The following is an 18,982-nucleotide window of genomic DNA, read 5'->3' as shown; positions in this document are numbered from 1 at the left end:
CTTTCTGTCCGTTTCACGTCTTCATCCCGTATCAATCTCCGTATCAGTCATTGTCCGCCAACCCGGCCCCTGCGCCGCGCAAGCGCGAGGCCTCAGTCGCCGGGGCATAGGTGCGATGGGCGAAGGTGGACAGCTGCGCCCAGACGTCATCTGTGACCTGCCCGCGCCTGACTGGCGCAAGGGGAGACCCCAACGTTGCCTCCGCGTGGCAGCGCAGCCAGGGCACATGGTCGCGCAGCATCTCTTGCCGCGTGCCGGTCGCGCAGATCTGGCGACCATCGGTCACCAGCCGTACATTCGGCCAATCAAGCGCTACGGGCCGGTCCAACCGCTGCGCTGCCGCCGCCACAAAGGGCAAGAGCAGCAAGGGAAAATCCACCTCCTCCATCTCAAAAACCGCACCGGTCTCAAGCTGGGCGGCCCGGTCGCTCAGCGCACTGCCCGACACCAGAGGGCAAAGCCGCCCCATGGCCGCGCGCCAGCGTCCGCCTTCTATCGCCGTCGGAGCAAGCGCGGCCACGGGACGCAGATCGTTGCGCGCCAGCAGCGCGGCCAGCTGCTCCGGGCCGGGCAAAGCCACCCCGGCCAGAAGACGCGCCGCCGCGCCAGCTTCCTCCGCCAGCCCCCAGGGCAGCCCAGCGCCCCGCGCCGCGCGTTTGCACATGGCTTCGATCTCGTTCAGCGACAGGTTCATGCGTCCAGATCCGGATAGATCCAGAAATCTCCATCGCGCGCCGACAGCTCTTCGGGATAAGGCGCATTGCCAAACATGCAGATCCGCACCCAGCGGTCCGACCGCGGATCAAAATGCAGCGCGCCAAAGAAGGACAGTTTGCAGCGCAGCATGTCGATCGGCAGAAGATCGCAGGCAATCGTATTGTCCCGGATCTCACCATAGGTGGCCTCTGCAACGATCTGCACCCGCCGCACCGCGTGCCTGTGCTCTGGGTGGCGCAGCAGGAATTCCGCCACGCTTGTTTCCTCGGGCCAACCTTCCATCGCGCGCCCCATCGCCGCCACATCACGCCCCGGGGCCAAAGGCTGCTCATAGGGGGCGATAGGCTCCTCGGCCCGTTCACCCAGGCGCGGTTCCAGTTTTTCCTCAGAAACATACCAGACGCGGGCAGTGGTTTCGGGAAGATCCCAGTCGATGGCCAGCGCCCAGTCATGGGAGCGCTGCACGAGCTGCCGCAAACGTCCCAGCGTCATGGCGCCAGCAATCCGCCGGGTTTCCCCCTCCCCACAGGCCATGGCGGTGGCCAGATCATCGACCAGCGCGCCATAGGGTTCCAGCATCAGCGACACCAACCATTCCTGCCCTTCGCAGGACAGAGATCGCTCGGCCCAGAGGTACAAACCATCCCAGGGGTGCGGGACCGATAGAACATCGCTCTCCAGATGTCCGGCCAAATGGTCGATATCCGAGATCAGCACGGAGCGTTTCCACGCTTGCCCCGGGTGCCCGGTCTGCCAGTGCGCCACGGAACGGCGGGCGCGGGCAAAAAGGTCACGAAACCGGGCCACCTCTTGCGGGCTGGCCTGCGGCAGGCTCCGCACCCGCTCCAGCGCGGTTTCCCGTGCGGTGATCCAGTTGTTGAACAGGACCGGGTGGTTCAGCAAAAAGGGCGCCATGCCAAGGCCGGTGGAATTGCCGATGCCCAGACGCCGGGCCAGCGCCGGATCCAGACGCGCCGCAACCCCACCCGAGCGAGTACGGGCGCGGGCATCCGCCATGTGCTGCACCAGATCCCGAACAAAGGTCCGGGTCAGATACACTGACAGCATTTCGACCTGAAACGGTGCCGCGCATTCCGGCCTGTCCGCGATCATCTCGCGGTCGGCAGCGCCCAGTTTGCCCGAGCCATAGACTGCCGTGGTCCGCATCAGGTAGCCAACCGCCTCGATCTGCGCCAGTTCGGGCTGGCAGCCTGCCGCCAGCGCCGAGACCACGTGTTCCCAAAGGCGCACCGAGCGGTTCGCCCGCGACACCGACAGCTCGCGCTCGCTCACCCGGCCCGCTTCTTGCAGCGGCACGTTTTTCGACAGGCGGGCGATATCTTCGGCCTCGGGGACGCCATCGAACAAGGCAAAGGTCGCATCCCAGGCCTCGGCAATCACCCGGTCAGAGCGTTTTTCCGGCGGCAGATCGTGGGCAAAGGCCACCAACGAATAGCTGCGTTCGGGGCCATGGGCGCTGTAGACCGCGTGTCCCGTCCCGTCGTCGCCTATCTCGAACACCGGCCTGTCAAAGTGCCAGCCCTCGGCCTGCATCCGGCGGGTCAGAATGCGCATGAAGGACAGCCGCGACTGATGGAAAGATCCCAGCCGTGCAAGGCGCATCACGGTTTCAGGCGGACGCAGCCCAGCGGGTCGGTGATCCGATGCTTCCCTTTCCAAGCTGCCCTCCTTCTTTGCTTACCCTTATTTTCCCGTGTTTTCCTCTGACCCGGTGCAAATGACCTATGCCGGGCCGAACCCCTCGCTGAAAAAACGGTACCAGTTGCCGCCCATGATCGCGGCGACCTCACCCGCGTTCATGCCAACAGCGCGCAAGCCGGTTTCGATATTGCCAAAATCGCGGTTGTCGCGGAACCAATCCGGCATCGGCGGAAATCCGGCGGCGTCAGCGGAACCTTCGCCATAGTCGATCTCCTTGCTCCAGCGCCCGACGCGCATCCATTCCACCACGCTGTCCGGCTGATCCTGACACAGGTCCGAGCCGATCCCCAAATGCTCCACTCCAAACCTATCGGCGGTGCGGGCGATCATGCTGCAGAAACTGTCCAGCGTGCAGTCGGATTTGTCCTTCAGATGATGCGGGTAGAGCGAAAAGCCAATCATACCGCCGTTCTGCGTCACCGCCCGGATTACATCGTCACGCTTGTTGCGCAAGGCGGGCATCCAGCCGTGCGGGTTGGCGTGTGTGATGGCGATGGGACGCTGCGACAGATCTGCCGCTTCGATGGTGGAACGGTCGGCAGAATGGCTCATGTCGATCACCATGCCGACACGGTTCATCTCGCGGATCACCTGCCGCCCCATGCGGGTGATGCCGCTGTCTTCGGCCTCGTAACAGCCCGTCGCCAGCAGCGACTGGTTGTTATAGGTCAGCTGCATGAACCGAGCGCCAAGCGTGTGCAGGATTTCGACCAACCCGATGTCATCCTCAATCGGGGACGGGTTCTGAAACCCAAAGAAGATGGCCGTGCGCCCGCTGTCCCGCGCCCGATCGATATCGCTCGCCTGCGTGCCTTTGAGGATCAGATCCGGGTATTGCTCGAACCAGCGGTTCCATTGCTCAAAGTTCAGAACCGTTTCACGAAATCCTTCGTGATAGGCGATGGTGACATGCACCGCATCAACGCCACCTTCGCGCAGCTGGCGAAAGATCTTTTCGGACCAGTTGGCATATTGCAGCGCGTCGATCCGCATCAGGGCCGACCCCATGCAACACGGCGCAGTGCAGTTTGGTCCATATGGCGTTTCTCCGGGTCCGATATTTGCCTTGGATGAAACTATGGACTCGGCATCCGCTTTCACACAAACTCAAACAACTCAAACTCATTTCAGAAATTTTGAAAATGGCGCTGAAAATTGAGATGCTTCGATGCTTTGCCACGGTGGCCCATTCCGGCACGCTGACCGGGGCGGCACAGCAGTTGGGACGCACGCCATCAGCGGTTTCGATGACGCTGAAACAGCTGGAGGACCATCTGGGCGAGCCGTTGTTCGAGACCGGACGCAAGAACAAGCTGACTGCGCTTGGCGCCTTTGTGCTGGAACAGGCGGACCGGGAGTTGCAGCAATTCGACACCACGGTGCGCGCAATCGAAGGCTTTGCCAGCGCCAGAACCGGCAGGGTGCGCGTGGCAGCGGTGCCCTCGGTGGCGGGCAGCATCCTGCCGCAGGCGATTTCCAGTTTCATCGCGCGGTTTCCCGGTGTCCAGATCGAGGTCTGGGATATGGAATCCCGCGCCATCATCCGCGAGGTGAGCCGGGACCGGGTCGATATCGGCATTGCCACGGCAGGGTTGCCGGATTCAGATGCGATGCCCGCGCTGGATCCGCCAACGCATACCGGCCTGCATTGCAGCAACCTGATGTCAGATGCCTTTGGTCTGATCTGTCCCGACGGGCATCCGCTGGCAACGCCCGGCGGGCCGGTGTCGTGGCGCGACATCGCCGAACAGTCCCTGATCGCCAATCCCCTGTCCGCCGGGATCCGGACCAAGGTCGCGCAGAGCCTGCACAGGGAGGCCCTGCTGCAGGGGCACAATGTGACCTCTCTTCTGGCAATGGTGCGCGCCGGTCTGGGCATAACCATCCTGCCTGAGATGACCATGCTGTTGCTCGGTTCCTCTGGTCTGGTCTTTCGCCCGCTGGCCGATCCCGAGGCCCGGCGCCACATTCACCTGCTGCGCAAGGCCGACGCCCCGCTGCTGCCGGTGGCCCGCGAGCTGGAGCGGCAGATCCAGCTGACGGCCGCCCCGTTCCAGACGTGATCCCCTGCCCCTCCACCGCTTTTTCACCGCCCCCTGCTCGCGAAGAGTTCATGACCCTGTATGGTGGCTTTTCTTGACCGGGCAGAGTTTGGCGGGCATGCCCTATTGCACTCAGACAACAGAACACGGGTAGACCTGCGGTGGCACAGGCAACAGAAGCGCAGAGCGGAAACGAACTGACCGACCGGCTGGCGCAGGCCAGCATCCTGGTGGTGGATGACGAACCGGGCATGCGCAACTTCCTGGTCAAAACGCTCGCGCCCCACTGCCGAGAGGTCGCCGAGGCAGCGACGACCGAAGAAGCCGGAGGGCTGCTGGCCCAGCGGCATTTCGATGTGATGATCCTGGACAACATCATGCCCGGTCAAAAGGGCATCGACTGGCTGGCCCATCAGCGCAGCGCCGGCGGGTTTACCGATACCATCATGATCACCGCTTATGCGGATCTGGAAACCGCGATCGAGGCAATGCGCGCCGGGGCCGCGGATTTTGTTCTGAAGCCCTTCCGCTCGAACCAAATGCTGAATGCGGTACAACGCTGCATCCAGATGGCTCAGCTGCGGCGCGAGAACGCCCTTTTGCTGCACGAGCTGAACAGCGCCGACACCGGGCGCAGGTTGCGCAACCAACTGATCGGCAGCTCGGACGCGATTGCCGATGTGCGGCGGGTGCTGGATCAGGTCCGCGATGTCAGCACGCCGGTTCTGATCACCGGCGCCTCTGGCACCGGCAAGGAAGTCGCGGCGCGGCACCTGCACGCAGCCTCGGACCGGGCGGCACATCCCTTTGTGCCGATCAACTGCGCTTCCATTCCGGCAGAGATGATAGAATTCGAACTCTTCGGCCATGCGCCCGGCGCCTTCCCCGGCGCGCAAGGTGGACGCGAGGGGCTGCTGCCCTCGGCGCAGGGCGGAACCGTGTTCCTGGACGAGATCGCAGGTCTCAGCGCGTCGGCGCAGGCGGCATTGTTGCGGGTGCTGGAGGATGGCTTGGTCCGCCCTGTTGGCACCGAACGCAGCACCCAGCTGGATGTGCGCTTTGTCGTCTCCACCAGCAAATCGCTGAAGGACGAAGTCGCCGCCGGGCGTTTCCGCGAGGATCTGTTCTTTCGCCTCAATGTGATCGAAGCGGTGATGCCCCCGCTGAGCCAGCGCGGCACCGATGTGGTGGAACTGGCCGAGTTGTTCGTGCAGGAGATCGCCGAGCAGCTGACCCGCGCGCCCTTGCAGATCGATCCTCGTACCCGCAGTGCCCTGCTGCGCCACAAGTGGCCGGGCAATATCCGGGAGCTGCGCAACTTCATCGAGCGCTCTTTGATCTTTGGCAGCTTTCCCCTGGAAACGCTGGCCCACCCGGCGGACGGCAGCGGCCAGATCGAACCGCTGGATCAGATCGAGCGGCGCGAGATCCTGCGCGCGCTGGAGGCTGTCGATGGCAACCGCTCGGAAGCCGCCCGCAGGCTGGGCGTGTCGCGAAAGACCATCGACCGCAAATGCGCCTCCTGGGGGTTGTAAGCCGGGAATCGTCCATCCCCTCGCGCTCTGGCGCCCTCTGCCGACACCGCTGCTGGCACCTGATCACGCATATTTTTACCGAATTGAACAACCGGACAAACTGGCGCAAATTTTACCCCCTGACTGGGAAACAATTTCCAAAATGTCCAAATTATCCCGGGTCGCGACTATAGCGCTCCGACAAAACGTCAGCGTAAGTTATTGTTTTTTATATTCAAAACATTGACGCACCCCTTCACAACAGCCGAAGACTACTACGTCGCATGCGCTCGCATGCCCAGCTTCGGCAGCCGACCTCGGGGAGGAGAGAGACGCCAGCCGGTCAATAATTTGGAGGATAATCCATATGAGTTCCGCACCCAATCGGGGGCCGCTTTCCTTTCTGCTTAAGGAAAACATCGTCGCAGGTCCCGGCTTCAACCGTTGGCTGGTGCCCCCGGCCTCGATCGCCATCCACTTGTGCATCGGCTCGGTCTACGCCTGGTCCGTATTCAACCCCGCTCTGACGCGCCAGCTGGGCGTTGTCAGCCCCGCTGCTGACGACTGGAGCCTGACCTCGGTGGTCTGGATCTTCTCGGTCGCCATCGTGTTCCTCGGCCTGGCTGCTGCCTTTGCCGGCAAATGGCTGGAAAAAGTTGGCCCGCGCATGGTCGGCACCGTTGCTGCCTTCTGCTGGGGCGGCGGTTTCCTCATCGGCTCGGCAGGGATCGCCAGCCATCAACTGTGGCTCGTTTACCTTGGTTACGGCGCCCTCGGCGGCTGCGGCCTGGGTCTTGGCTATGTCTCGCCGGTTTCGACCCTTCTGCGCTGGTTCCCGGACCGTCGCGGCATGGCAACCGGCATGGCGATCATGGGCTTTGGTGGCGGCGCGATGATCGCGGCCCCGGTCAAAGGCTGGCTGCTGTCCATCTATGCCAAGGCACCTGAATACCTTGGCACGCGCGAAGCCATCGACACCGTGATCGAAGGCGGCCGAGTATTTGCCCAGACCGCAAACGGCATGGTTGAGGTCGTCATCGCATCGGCGTCCCAGGCGGCAGCCCTGCCCGGCGGCGGCGAGGCTGGCGTCTATGTGGTTGGCACCGGCGACACCGGCGCATCCTCCACCTTCCTGACCCTTGGCATCGTCTATTTCATTGTGATGATCATCGCCTCCTTCAGCTATCGCGTTCCGGCAGAGGGCTGGAAACCTGAAGGTTGGGAGCCGAAACCGGCCGCTTCGGGTCTGATCACCAAGAACCACGTCCATATCGACCAGGCGCTGAAAACACCGCAGTTCTGGCAGCTGTGGGTGATGCTGTGCTTCAACGTGACGGCTGGCATCGGTGTGATCGGCGTCGCCAAGACGATGATGTCGGAAATCTACGGCACCACCATGCCGCTGATCGTGACCGCGGCTTTTGCCTCGACCTATGTTCTGATGATTTCGGTCTTCAACATGGTCGGCCGCTTCTTTTGGGCCTCGACCTCTGACTTCATCGGGCGCAAGAACACCTATCACGCCTTCTTCATCCTTGGCACGATCCTGTACCTGTCGATCCCCTATTTTGCGACCGCAGGCGCAGCAAACCCGTCGATGTTCTACCTGATCGGCTTCTACGTCGCGACGATGATCATCTTCTCGATGTATGGCGGCGGCTTTGCCACTATCCCGGCCTATCTGGCGGATATGTTCGGCACCATGCACGTGGGCGGCATTCACGGCCGGTTGCTGACCGCATGGTCCACCGCCGGTGTGCTGGGTCCGCTTGCGATCACGTCCTTGCGTCAGATGTCGGTGAACAATGCGATTACGGATCTTGCCGCCAAGGTAGATGCGCAGGCCTTTGAAACCGCCTTTGGCGCGCCGGTGTCGCAGCTGGACGCTCTGGTGTCCGCGAAGACGGTGACAATCGCCAAGCTGATGGAGATCGCGCCGCAGGGCATCGTCGATCCGACGCCGAGCCTTTACAATACGACCATGTATTGCATGGCCGGTCTGCTGGTAGTGGCCTTCTTTGCCAACCTTCTGATCCGGCCGGTGGGTTCGCACCACCACCACCCGGAAACCGGCGCAGCACCTTCGCCCGCCGAGTAACTCCAAAAAAATCCCAGAACCCGAAGGGGGCCTGCAAGCGCAGGCTCCCTTTTTTGCATTTATCGCCACGCACGGCCCATGCGCCGGTCACGCCCGTAAGGTTCGCGTAAGCGGCACCACCCATATCGGGCGCCAACCCTGTACAAATATCGCAAGGAGCGTGTCATGCAGATCCTCAGGAAACTCGCCGTTCTGGTTACAGCCATCGGGCTGGCAACGCCGGTATTGGCGTCTTCCCCACCCAGCCAGGGCGCATTGCGCTTTGACGTCATTCGCAAGGGCAAGGACATCGGAGAGCTCAGCTACAGCTTCTCCGGCTCTGCCGCCAAATACTCCGTCCAGGTCGTCACCGATATCGCCGTCAAGATCCCGCTGATCCGCGTCAATGCCTATGCCTTCAAGCAGAACAGCGTCGAGACATGGGCAAATGGCAAGATGACCTCGATCCGCTCGGCCACCGATGATGACGGCGACGCGCATCAGATCAGCGAAAAGGGGCGTGGCCTGCTGCCCGCAAGCCTGTGGAACGATGATATTCTGAAACGCCGCCAGTTACTCAACACCATCGACGGTACCGTCATGTCGGTGCGGGTGATCGATCTGGGCGTTCAGAATGTCCCCACCCGCAGCGGCCAGCTGCGCGCCCATCACTATCGTATCTCAGGCGATCTCGAACGCGATGTCTGGTATGACCAGAACGGAGACCTTGCACATGTTTCCTTCAAGGCCGATGATGGGTCAACCGTGACCTACCTGCGCAAATAGGATCGCAGCCCATGCGGCTTCTCTATGTGGAAGACAACGAAAGGTTGGCGCAAAACACCTGTGCCAGCCTTGAAAGCAATGATTTCGTCGTCGACTGGGTGGCGACTGGCGCGGATGCGGTGCATTCCGCGCGCAGTTATTCCTATGACGCGATCATCCTCGATCTGGGCCTGCCGGACATGGACGGGCTGTCTGTGCTCGATGGGATCAAACAAGCCAATGCCGACACGCCGGTGATCATCTGCACCGCCCGTGATGCACTGGACGAACGGGTGAAAGGCCTCAACGCCGGCTCTGACGATTATCTGGTCAAACCCTTTGACAGCAGCGAGTTGATCGCCCGCATCCGCGCCGTTCTGCGCCGCCCGGGTGGTGCGCTGGGGCTGAAGCTGAGCCTTGGTAACATACGCTTTGACACCAACGATCGTTCCGTTGAGATTGCTGGCCAGCCCGCCCGGTTTTCCCGTCGCGAGTTGGATTTGCTGGAGGTCTTCATGCGCCGCAAGGGGCGCATCCTGTCCAAGGACAGCATTGAGAACGCGCTTTACGGATTTGATGCGCCGCCAACGCCGAACGCCATCGAAGTCGCGATTCACCGGCTGCGCAAGAAACTGCAGGATCTGGGCGCCGCAAGCACCGTCCACACGCTGCGGGGCATCGGCTACCTGATGGAAGACGACGGTCAATGAAGGCCCTCACCCAGTCTGCCCATGCCCCCCTTGGCGGACCGGGCTCACTGCAGCGCAAGCTGACAGTCAATATCGTCCTGGCGCTGCTGCTTGCCATCGCAATGTCCGTCACGATCCTGATCTCCGAGTTTTTCGAACATCTGGAAGAAAACCTCGAAGAGACGCTGCTGCGCGAAGCAAACGAGGTTCTGGTTCAGGCCGACCCGGAGGCGGAGAATTATGGCCTGCCGGTGCAATCGCTCCGATTTCGCGGCGCCGAGGGCGCCTATCGCTATACGGTGTTTGGCCCGGAAATGGTGCTGCTCGCGGGCGGTGAGACCTCTCCGCAGATCAAGGCGCAGATTGCACCGCTGCCGCTTGGCACCGCAGCCGAGATTGACCTGCCGGGAGAGCGGCGCGGCATGGCGCTGTGCGGCATCAATGCAGGGCTGAAGATCTGCGTCCTTGCCTCGGCCTATGCCCCCATCGCCGATACCAGCATCCTTGATGCCATGTGGCACGAGGTAGAAGAGCAGATCATCTGGATCGTTCTTGGCGCGGTGCTGGTACTGTCATCGGCGCTGCTGGCGGCGCGGCTCTCCCTGCGGCCGCTGGATCGCGTCATGCAGCAGGCCGGCAGTATCGGCCCCGACGCCCCGGACCAGCGCCTTTCGCCCGAAGGATTGCCGTCCGAGATCGTGCCCCTCGTCGCTGCCGTTAACAGCGCCTTTGCCCGGCTGGAAAAAGGCTACCGGTCGCAGCGCGAGTTTTCCTCGAATGTGGCGCATGAGGTCCGCACCCCTCTCGCGGTGCTGCACTCCAGCGTCGATACCATCGGTGACGCCGAGGTCCGCCAACGCCTCAAACAGGATCTGAAACAGCTAGAGCAGATCTTTGAACAGCTGATCGATCTGGCCCGCGCCGATGCGCTGGAACCCTCGACCTTTCAGGAAATTGCTCTGGACGATCTGGCGGTGCAGATATCCTGCGCTCAGGCCCCGAACGCCATCCGCGCGGGCAAAAGCCTGGCCGTCACCGGCGCCAAGGGCGTCCGGATCCGCGGCAATGAGGGCCTTCTGGCCATCGCGCTGGACAATCTCGTGCGCAATGCGCTGATCTATTCGCCCGCCGGAACCGAGGTTGAAATCTGCGTCATGGCAAATCCACCCGGCATCGCGGTTCTGGATCGCGGCCCCGGGGTGCCGGAAACGGAACGTGAGGCGCTGTTCGAACGCTTCAACCGCGGCTCCGAGCCGGGCCGGGGCAAGGGCTCGGGAATTGGCCTGGCCATTGTAAAGGCCGTGGCCGAAGCCCATGGCGCCCGGGTCGACATTGCCGACCGGGATGGCGGTGGCAGCCGGTTTAGCATCGAATTTCCATAAAACATCACAGATACTTGACCTGCTCCGCCCATGGTTCTGCGAACCTGTAAGCGGGCTGTAAGCCTGGCGGGCGATTTCCCTAGACAACAGGAAATCCAAGCGAGGCGCTCCATGCGAATTGAGTTTTTGACGCCGACCTCTCCCGGCCGTGAAGCCGCTGAGGCCCATATCCGTGACGTTTACGACACCACCTATGCGGCGCAGGTCAAAGGCTTTGCCCCGGTTCTGGCTGCAGCCTCCAACGCAGAGGGTAAGATCCTCTGCGCGGCCGGGATCCGCACGGCGCAGGACGGTTTTTTCTCGGACTGCTACCTGAATGGCGATTTCTGCGAGGTTCTGAAGGAACGCACCGGACGCGATATCCACGCCAGCCAGATCATGGAGGTGACATCCCTGGCCTCGGTGTCGCCCTTTCCGGTGTTGCCCCTTCTCGACCGCATGATCGACTGGGGACGGCAGCAGGGCGTGGTCTGCGGCGTCTTCACCGCCACCCTGCCCCTGCGCCGCCTGCTGACGCGCACTGGGTTGGGCTATATCCCCCTTTGCGCCGCTGCGGCGGACCGCGTGGCGGACCCAGACAACTGGGGCAGCTATTACGACACTGATCCCTGGGTCTGCGCCTTTATCGAGACCGAGACGGATCTGGCGTTGTTGACGCCCGGCACCGCTGCGCCTGCATCGCTGCCGGGCCTTCAGGGAGGTGCCGCATAATGGACATGGTATTCGAGGCCCTGTGGCGTCACGCGGCAGAGCGCCCGCAAACGGTCGCCTTTTCCGGCGATGGCGACAGCCTGACCTGGGCCGATCTTGCCGCCGAAGTCACCGCGCTTGCGGCGCGGCTGGACGGTGCGCCGCGTACCGTTGGCATCGCCCTTCCGGACGGCTGCGCCTATGTAGTGGCCGATCTGGCGCTAACCCTCACCGGCCGTCGGCAGGTGCCGCTGCCGTTTTTCTTTGCGCCCGAGCAGATTGCCCATGTGATCAAGGACGCCGGGATCGGCGCGCTGATCACCGCACCCGAAACCGCCGGGCAAAGCGCTTTGCCGGAGATCCCCCTGTCGCTCAGCCACACCGATGCCGCAGCACTACCAGCCCCGACCTCGGCAGCCTCCAAGGCAGAGCGGATCATCTACACCTCCGGCTCGTCCGGGCGCCCCAAGGGCGTTGTCATCGGAAGCAGCCAGTTGCAGGCCTCGCTGAATGCACTGCTGCCCGTGGTGGCCCCGACGCACAGCGATCGCCACCTGTCGATCCTGCCCTTGGCGCAGCTTCTGGAACAGATCTGCGGGATCTTCCTGCCCATTCTGGCGGGCGCGGAAACCCGGTTTGACTTCAAGGCCACGCGCACTCTGTTCGGCGCCGAAATCGGACCATTGACCGCCGCCTTTGCCCGCGAAAGGCCCACCACCAGCCTGCTGGCGCCCGCGCTTCTGGGGCGCTGGGTTCAAGACCTCAGCAGCAAGGACGGCCGGGCTCCCAACTCACTACGCTTCGTGGCCGTCGGCGGCGCTGCCAGTTCGCCCGCGCTGTTGCACGCCGCCGAGGCTGTCGGCATCCCGGCGCACGAAGGCTACGGTCTGTCGGAATGCTGCGCCGTGGTGGCTATGAACCGCCCCGGACACAATGCCATCGGCACCGTCGGAGAGATTCTGGAGGGGCTCGACGTTCAGATCATCGACGACGAGATCACCGTCGCAGGCCCCACCGTGATGACCGGGTATCTCAATGGCGATCCGCCCCCTGCCCGCTGGCACACCGGCGATCTAGGCCGCATCGAAAACGGGCGTCTGATCGTCGACGGGCGCAAGGACGCGCTGATCGTCACCGGCGCCGGACGCAACATCTCACCCGAGTGGGTCGAGCAAAGGATCAACGCCGATCCCCGCGTCGTCAGCTCGGCCCTTGGCCTGCACCAGGACGGATCGCTGGTTCTCGTGGTCGCCGCTGCGGCTCCGATCAGCGGCGCAGACATCACCGCCGCACTGGAAGGGATCCCGCCCTATGCGCAGCCTGCGGCGGTAATCATGACCTCTCCGACAGAGCCGGGCCTGCTCTTTGCGGCAGGCACCCCGAACCGCGCCGTCGCCGCCCGGATTATCAACGACCGCCCGGCGCAGCCTCTTTCCCAGACAGCCGAAAGCCTTGCCTCATGACCCAGAAAAAGACCGTTCTCATCACCGGTGCGGGATCCGGCATCGGCCGGGCGCTGACGATGGAGGCCGCACGCCTTGGCCATGTGCCGCTGATCACCGGACGCAATCGGCACAAGCTGGAAGATACCGCCACGCTCGCAGGATTGCCTGAGAGCGCCATCCTGCCCGCAGACGTGACCCTTGCTGAGGATCGCGCAAGGCTGGTGGTGCAGGTCGGTGGGCGGCTTGATATCCTGATCAACAATGCCGGCTGCTTGACCGTCGGGTGGCTGACGGATCTTGGCGACGCTCAGCTGCAGGCGATGACCGACACCAACCTGATGGCCCCGATCGCGCTGACCCGGGATCTGTTGCCCGCGCTACGCGCAGGTCAGGGACGCGTGGCAAACATCGGCTCTGTCTTCGGCGATATCGCCTACCCCTATTTCGCGGCCTATTCGGCGACGAAGTTCGGACTGCGGGGCTTTTCTGACGCGCTGCGGCGCGAATTGTCTGGCAGCGGCGTTGGCGTCACCTACATCGCCCCGCGCGCCGCCCGCACCGCCGCCGAAAGCGAATTCGGCGCCCTGATCGAACCGCTGGACATGACGCTCGACAGCGCGGAACGGGTGGCTGCAGAAGCCTGGGAGGCAATCCGCAAAGGCAAACGCGAAAGCTTTCCTCGCGGCAAAGAGCGGTTCTTTGTCAAAGTCCAGCGGCTGTTCCCGCAGCTGGTCGACCGCTCTGTCGGGGCTCAGGCCCGCGCCGAGAAAACCATCGCCGCCCTGGACAGCCTGCGCCGCGCCTAGACCCTTCTGATTTCAAGTAGAAAGACCAAACATGACCTATACCGTGATCCGCGCCGCGCGCACCGGCAGCCAGATCGACGCCCCCGCCATTGCCGCCGTCCGCGACCATTTGAGCCGCGACGGCTGGGCGCTGCTGCGGGGCTTTGACGTCGACATGGCCGCCTTCAGCGCCCTGACAGCCGAGCTGTGCAGCACCATCACCTTTGACCCCGCACGGGAATTTTCCGAGCGCAACACCCAGATGGTGGATGCCGGGCTTGGCCCGATCGGTCTGCATATCGAAAACGGCAACACCCCAGTCTGCCCCGATATCGTTGCCTTCTACTCCGCCAAGGCCGCCTTTGAAGGCTCGCAGACCACGATCTGCGACGGGCGCGATGTGCTGGCCAGCATGTCGGAGGCGCAGCGCGCGCGCTGGAGCCAGCCGATGACCGTCTCGCGCAAGCTGCCGGAACTTTTGTGGAAACGCTACCTGGCCAATGAACACCCCGCGATCTCGGAGCCTGAAGAGGTGACCGAAGAGCATATCCTGCAATTCAAGGCAGCGATCCCGAACCAGGATTTCGACATGCACGAGGATGGCTCGCTCACCTATCATATCACGCTGAACCCGGTGCGGCCTTCGGCCCTGTCCGGCGCTGCAGGCTTTGCCAATGCGGTTCTGGGCCCGTCGCACAATTACGAGCCGCCCGTCTACCGTCTGGCCGACGGCAGCCTGGTCAGCACCGAAGAGATTGAGGAGCTGCGCGAACTGGCCGAAGACAGCACCACCGAGATCAACTGGCAGGACGGCGATATCGCCGTGCTCGACAATACCCGCATCATGCACGGGCGCCGGGCAATCAAGGATCAGGATCGCCAGCTGTTCATCGGCATGGGCCGGGTCTGATCATAGTCCCATGCGACCTCACCCGTTGCCGGGAAACCGGCTGCGGGTGCGGTTGGCAAAAGCCACCAGCGACAGCATCACCGGCACCTCGACCAGCACACCGACCACGGTGGCCAGCGCGGCGCCGGAATTCAGCCCGAACAGCGAGATCGCAACCGCGACGGCCAGCTCAAAGAAATTCGAGGTCCCGATCAGCGCGCAAGGCGCGGCGATCCGATGCGGCACCTTCAGCGCGAAGGCCGCACCATAGGCTAGTGCGAAGATCCCATAGGACTGGATCAGAATGGGCACCGCGATCAAGGCGATAACCTCGGGCCGGTCCAGGATCACCTGCCCCTGCAGGCCGAACAGGATCGTCACCGTCGCGATCAACCCGATCACTGACCAGGGTTTGACGTGGGCCTGAAAGCCCTCAATCCGCGCTGCGCTGCCCAGCCTTTTCCGGGTCCAGATCCCGGCCAACAGCGGTAGCAGCACAAAGAGGATCACCGACAGAACCAGCGTTTCCCAGGGCACCTCGATATCTGTGACGCCCAGCAGGAAGGCGACGATGGGCGCAAAGGCAAAGACCATCACCACATCATTCAGAGACACCTGCAGCAGGGTGTAATTCTCATCCCCGCGCGTCAGCTGCGACCAGACGAAGACCATCGCGGTACAGGGCGCCGCCCCCAGCAGGATCAGACCGGCAATGTACTGCTGCGCATCCTCGGGCGATACCAGATCGGCAAAGATGCCTTCGAAGAACAACAGTCCCAACAGCGCCATGGTGAAGGGTTTGACCAACCAGTTGACCATCAGCGTGATGCCCAAGCCCCGCGGCTGTTTGAAAGCATCCTTCACCGCGGCCGGATCGACGCCGACCATCATCGGATAGACCATCGCCCAGATCAGCACGGCAACCACCAGATTGACCCGCGCCAGTTCCGCCGCCGCAATCATCTGCACCAACGCCGGTGCGATATTGCCGATGACGATGCCTGCCACCATGGCCAGCGCGACCCAGACGCTCAGATATCTTTCAAAGATGCTCATGGTGCGACCTCCGCGCCTTCAACGTGCAGCTTGCCCGCGGCAAGCGCCGACAGCGCCACCATAAGGGCCGCCGTCCCCAGAACAAGCGCGAGCCCGCCAACCTGATAGGTCAGCCCGGACAGAAGCGTACCAGTCAGGCGACCGCCCGCATTGGCCATGTAGTAGAACCCGACATCCATTGTCACCCGCTCAGCCTTGGTGAAGGCGAGGATCAGGTAGGAATGTAGCGAAGAGTTCACCGCGAACAGCGCCCCAAAGGCCAGAAGGCCAAGGACCAGAACAGCGGTCATCCAAGGCTGCGGCGCCGGAGACATCCAGACCGCCAGGGTCAGCGCCGCAGGCACGGTAAACAGTGCCAACGCCCAGCTACGCGCGGCGCGGATCAACGCAGCTTCCGGGCGTTTCGCAGCCCCGAGCAGCCAGGGTGCAGCCGCCTGCACCGCACCATAGAGGATGATCCACACCGCCATGAATGTGCCGATCATGAAGAAGGCCGCGCGGTTGCCCGCCTCGGATCCATCCGACAGCACCGCGTAAAAATAGATCGGGATGCCCACCACGAACCAGACATCGCGCGCGCCGAACAGAAACACCCGCGCCGCCGACAGCCAGTTCACATTGGCGGATTTCGAAAACACCTCGGAAAACTTCGCGCCCTTGCGCCCGGTCGGTAGTCCCGGTGGCATCAGCATCACGATGGCGGCAAAGACCAGCGCCAGAACCATGGCCATGGCAATGATGGACCAGCTGAACCCAAGCGTCGCCAGCAGCGCCGCGCCCAGCAAAAAGCCCAGACCCTTTACCGCGTTCTTCGATCCGGTCAGCACCGCCACCCAACGGAACAATCCGCCGTTTGCCGAGGGCGCCAAGAGCTTCACGGCCGATTTCGACGACATCTTGGCCAGATCCTTGGCCACGCCCGAAATCCCCTGCACACACATCACGAAGACAACCGAGGCACCAATGGCCCAGTCCGGATCAAGCTGCGTCAGCGCGCCCAGCGCCGCGATCTGCAACGCCAGCCCGGCATAAAGCGTCGCCGCCAGCCCGAACCGCGCCGCGATCCAGCCCGCCGAAAGGTTCGTCACCATCCCGGCGATCTCATAAAGGACAAAGAGATAGGCCAGCTGCACAGGGGAAAACCCCAGCGTGTGAAAATGCAAGAGGACCAGCATCCGCAGCGCCCCATCGGTGAGCATGAAGGCCCAATAGGCCGCCGTCACCGCGATATAGGCCGACAGACCCTCAGGGCGATGGTTCACAGTGAGGCTCCGACCAACAGGGCCACATCGACAAGCCGCCAAGCGTAGCCCATTTCATTGTCATACCAGGCATAGACCTTCACCTGGGTGCCATTGATCACCATGGTCGAGGGCGCATCCACGATCGAAGAGCGCTGATCATTGGTGTAATCGGTCGAGACCAGCGGGCGGGTCTCATAGCCAAGGATGCCCTCCAGCTCCCCTTCGGCGGCAGCTTTGAACAGGGCGTTGACTTCCTCCGCCGTGGTTTCGCGCTCCACCTCGAAAACGCAGTCGGTGAGCGAGGCATTCAGCAGCGGCACCCGCACCGCATGGCCATTCAGGCGCCCGGTCAGCTCCGGGTAGATCAGGGTAATCGCTGTGGCGCTGCCGGTGGTTGTCGGGATCAGCGAATTCAGTGCCGAGCGCGCCCGGCGCAGATCCTTGGCGGGGCGGTCGACGATCGTCTGGGTATTGGTGACATCGTGGATGGTGGTGATGGAGCCGTGCCGGATACCCAGATTTTCGTGGATCACCTTGACCACAGGCGCCAGGCAATTGGTGGTGCAACTGGCAGCCGTCACGATGCTGTGGCGCGCCGGATCATAGGTGCCCTCATTGACGCCATAGACGATATTGGCCGTATCGCCATCCTTGACCGGGGCGGAGACCACGACCTTTTTCACGCCCGCGTCGAAATAGGGGGCAAGCTTGGCCTCTGTCTTGAACACACCGGTGCAGTCGATGACCACATCCACGCCGTCGAGCGGCAGTTTGCACAGATCGGAGGTGCCGATGAAGGGAAGACGCATGTCATTGATCGTCACGCTGTCTGCATCATGGGAAAACTCCGCATCCCAGCGCCCATGCACCGTGTCGAACTCCAGAAGATGTGCGTGCATTTCCGGATCACCCACCGCGTCGTTAATCCAGGCGATTTGCGCGCCCTGCTCCAGCAGCGGTTTCAGGGCAAGTTTTCCGATCCGGCCAAGGCCGTTCACAGCATATGTGGTCATTGGGTGTCTTCCTGTGCTTGGCTGGCGATATCATCCACCGCGTGTTGCAGGGCGATGCGGTCCAGTGTTTCGATGGGCAGCGCCGTAAAGGCCTCGATCCGGCGTTTCAGCGCGCCATAGGCCTGATGAAAGGCGAGGCTTTTTTCGGCATCGGTGCCTTCGGCCTTGACCGGGTCCGGCATGCCCCAGTGGCCACTGATAGGCTGACCGTCCCAGGCCGGGCATTCCTCGTTGGCGGCCTGATTGCAGACGGTAAAAACGAAATCCATCTGCGGCGCACCGGGACCTGTAAACTCAGCCGTGTTCTTGGCCCGCAGATGCGCGGTGTCATGCCCCTTGGATTGCAGTACCTCCACCGCGAAGGGATTCAGATCTGACTGGGGGCGGGTTCCGGCGGAGTAGACGTTGAAGCGATCCGACGCGCGATCGCGCAGGATGCTTTCGGCAAAGATCGAGCGGGCGGAATTTCCGGTGCAAATGAATAGCACGTTGTATTTGCGCGCGGTCATGGCGGGGTGTCCTGTTTGGGGGGAAGTGGCGGCGGGCAGGCAAAGGTCCGGACGCCCACGGCAACAATCGAGCATCAGATAGTCAAAGGTCTGTTGCACCGCTGACATATCGACGGTGTAGAGCAGCGAGGTCCCGGACCGTTCCTGCGTCACCAACCCCGCCTGCATCAGCGCAGACAGATAGGTGGAAAGGGTGCTGGCCTTCAGATCCAGCGCCCCGGCGATTTCACCTGCGGGCATCCGGTCCGGATAGCGCCGCATCAGCAGCCGGAAAATGGCCAGTCGCTGTGGATGGCCAAGCGTGGTCAGGCGGGAGGGAATTTCTTTTTCCATATTTCATGAATATTGGAAATATAGGGCGCGTTCCAGTGAAGATTTTGTAACGACTTGATGACACAGGCCTGACAACACAGGCCGAAACAAAACCGCCCCCGGGATGGAGG

At 62.7% G+C, this 18,982-nt stretch carries 17 protein-coding genes; 10 read left to right on the top strand and 7 right to left on the bottom strand.

Annotated elements, in window-relative coordinates; genetic code table 11:
* Nucleotides 1-43: 43 nt before the first annotated feature.
* From AC5SSZ_RS03015 to AC5SSZ_RS03005, 3 genes are all read right to left on the bottom strand, one after another.
* Nucleotides 44-694 (bottom strand): DUF3726 domain-containing protein, encoded by a 651-nt coding sequence (locus tag AC5SSZ_RS03015; protein WP_495436844.1) that lies wholly within the window; start codon nucleotides 692-694, stop codon nucleotides 44-46.
* Nucleotides 691-2,340 carry a hypothetical protein gene (locus AC5SSZ_RS03010; RefSeq protein WP_495438314.1) on the bottom strand — a complete coding sequence of 550 codons (1,650 nt, stop codon included), beginning with the start codon at nucleotides 2,338-2,340 and terminating at the stop codon, nucleotides 691-693. The genes AC5SSZ_RS03015 and AC5SSZ_RS03010 overlap by 4 nt, the downstream gene beginning before the upstream one ends.
* Nucleotides 2,341-2,460: 120 nt before the next feature.
* Nucleotides 2,461-3,432, bottom strand: coding sequence for a membrane dipeptidase (locus AC5SSZ_RS03005; RefSeq protein WP_495436842.1), 972 nt, complete (start codon nucleotides 3,430-3,432; stop codon nucleotides 2,461-2,463).
* 149 nt (nucleotides 3,433-3,581) lie between these two features.
* On the opposite strand from AC5SSZ_RS03005, the gene AC5SSZ_RS03000 reads away from it, so the two are divergent.
* The 10 genes from AC5SSZ_RS03000 to AC5SSZ_RS02955 all read left to right on the top strand — a co-directional run bounded on the left by AC5SSZ_RS03000 (nucleotide 3,582) and on the right by AC5SSZ_RS02955 (nucleotide 14,738).
* The gene (locus AC5SSZ_RS03000; protein ID WP_495436840.1) at nucleotides 3,582-4,502 is read left to right on the top strand and encodes a LysR family transcriptional regulator; all 921 of its coding nucleotides are present in this window, start codon (nucleotides 3,582-3,584) and stop codon (nucleotides 4,500-4,502) included.
* 140 nt (nucleotides 4,503-4,642) lie between these two features.
* Complete coding sequence (locus AC5SSZ_RS02995; protein WP_495436838.1) at nucleotides 4,643-6,016, top strand: sigma-54-dependent transcriptional regulator; 1,374 nt, start codon at nucleotides 4,643-4,645, stop codon at nucleotides 6,014-6,016.
* Nucleotides 6,017-6,362: 346 nt separating this feature from the next.
* The gene (locus tag AC5SSZ_RS02990) at nucleotides 6,363-8,093 is read left to right on the top strand and encodes an OFA family MFS transporter (RefSeq protein ID WP_065270949.1); all 1,731 of its coding nucleotides are present in this window, start codon (nucleotides 6,363-6,365) and stop codon (nucleotides 8,091-8,093) included.
* Nucleotides 8,094-8,258: 165 nt separating this feature from the next.
* Nucleotides 8,259-8,858: a DUF6134 family protein gene (locus AC5SSZ_RS02985; RefSeq protein ID WP_368946924.1), complete on the top strand. Its 600-nt coding sequence runs from the start codon at nucleotides 8,259-8,261 to the stop codon at nucleotides 8,856-8,858.
* An 11-nt stretch (nucleotides 8,859-8,869) separates the two neighbouring features.
* Entirely contained in the window at nucleotides 8,870-9,547 is a 678-nt protein-coding gene (locus AC5SSZ_RS02980) for a response regulator transcription factor (protein WP_274832381.1), read from the top strand.
* On the top strand, nucleotides 9,544-10,908 hold the full coding sequence (locus tag AC5SSZ_RS02975) for a sensor histidine kinase (protein WP_495436835.1): 1,365 nt from the start codon (nucleotides 9,544-9,546) through the stop codon (nucleotides 10,906-10,908). Before AC5SSZ_RS02980 ends, AC5SSZ_RS02975 begins: the two co-directional genes overlap by 4 nt.
* Before the next feature lie 111 nt (nucleotides 10,909-11,019).
* A complete protein-coding gene (locus AC5SSZ_RS02970) occupies nucleotides 11,020-11,619 on the top strand; it encodes a thermostable hemolysin (RefSeq protein ID WP_274828218.1) in 600 nt (199 codons plus the stop codon).
* Nucleotides 11,619-13,061, top strand: a complete 1,443-nt coding sequence (locus tag AC5SSZ_RS02965) for an AMP-binding protein (RefSeq protein ID WP_495436833.1) — start codon at nucleotides 11,619-11,621, stop codon at nucleotides 13,059-13,061. The genes AC5SSZ_RS02970 and AC5SSZ_RS02965 overlap by 1 nt, the downstream gene beginning before the upstream one ends.
* Complete coding sequence (locus tag AC5SSZ_RS02960; RefSeq protein WP_495436831.1) at nucleotides 13,058-13,849, top strand: SDR family NAD(P)-dependent oxidoreductase; 792 nt, start codon at nucleotides 13,058-13,060, stop codon at nucleotides 13,847-13,849. Before AC5SSZ_RS02965 ends, AC5SSZ_RS02960 begins: the two co-directional genes overlap by 4 nt.
* Nucleotides 13,850-13,880: 31 nt before the next feature.
* Complete coding sequence (locus AC5SSZ_RS02955; protein WP_495436830.1) at nucleotides 13,881-14,738, top strand: TauD/TfdA family dioxygenase; 858 nt, start codon at nucleotides 13,881-13,883, stop codon at nucleotides 14,736-14,738.
* An 18-nt stretch (nucleotides 14,739-14,756) separates the two neighbouring features.
* On the opposite strand, the gene arsB is transcribed toward AC5SSZ_RS02955, so the two are convergent.
* The 4 genes from arsB to AC5SSZ_RS02935 are packed head-to-tail and all read right to left on the bottom strand — an operon-like array spanning nucleotide 14,757 to nucleotide 18,872.
* Entirely contained in the window at nucleotides 14,757-15,773 is a 1,017-nt protein-coding gene (gene arsB / locus AC5SSZ_RS02950) for an ACR3 family arsenite efflux transporter (protein ID WP_495436828.1), read from the bottom strand.
* Nucleotides 15,770-17,035 carry an organoarsenical effux MFS transporter ArsJ gene (gene arsJ, locus AC5SSZ_RS02945; protein ID WP_495436826.1) on the bottom strand — a complete coding sequence of 422 codons (1,266 nt, stop codon included), beginning with the start codon at nucleotides 17,033-17,035 and terminating at the stop codon, nucleotides 15,770-15,772. Before arsJ ends, arsB begins: the two co-directional genes overlap by 4 nt.
* Nucleotides 17,032-18,030 carry an ArsJ-associated glyceraldehyde-3-phosphate dehydrogenase gene (locus tag AC5SSZ_RS02940; RefSeq protein WP_495436824.1) on the bottom strand — a complete coding sequence of 333 codons (999 nt, stop codon included), beginning with the start codon at nucleotides 18,028-18,030 and terminating at the stop codon, nucleotides 17,032-17,034. The genes arsJ and AC5SSZ_RS02940 overlap by 4 nt, the downstream gene beginning before the upstream one ends.
* Nucleotides 18,027-18,872, bottom strand: a complete 846-nt coding sequence (locus tag AC5SSZ_RS02935; RefSeq protein ID WP_495436822.1) for an arsenate reductase/protein-tyrosine-phosphatase family protein — start codon at nucleotides 18,870-18,872, stop codon at nucleotides 18,027-18,029. The genes AC5SSZ_RS02940 and AC5SSZ_RS02935 overlap by 4 nt, the downstream gene beginning before the upstream one ends.
* Nucleotides 18,873-18,982 lie beyond the last annotated feature (110 nt).

This window comes from Phaeobacter sp. CC-HEC084 (assembly GCF_059429255.1).
Note: the sequence above shows the minus strand (reverse complement) of the source record. Positions and strands in the feature narration are given on the sequence as shown.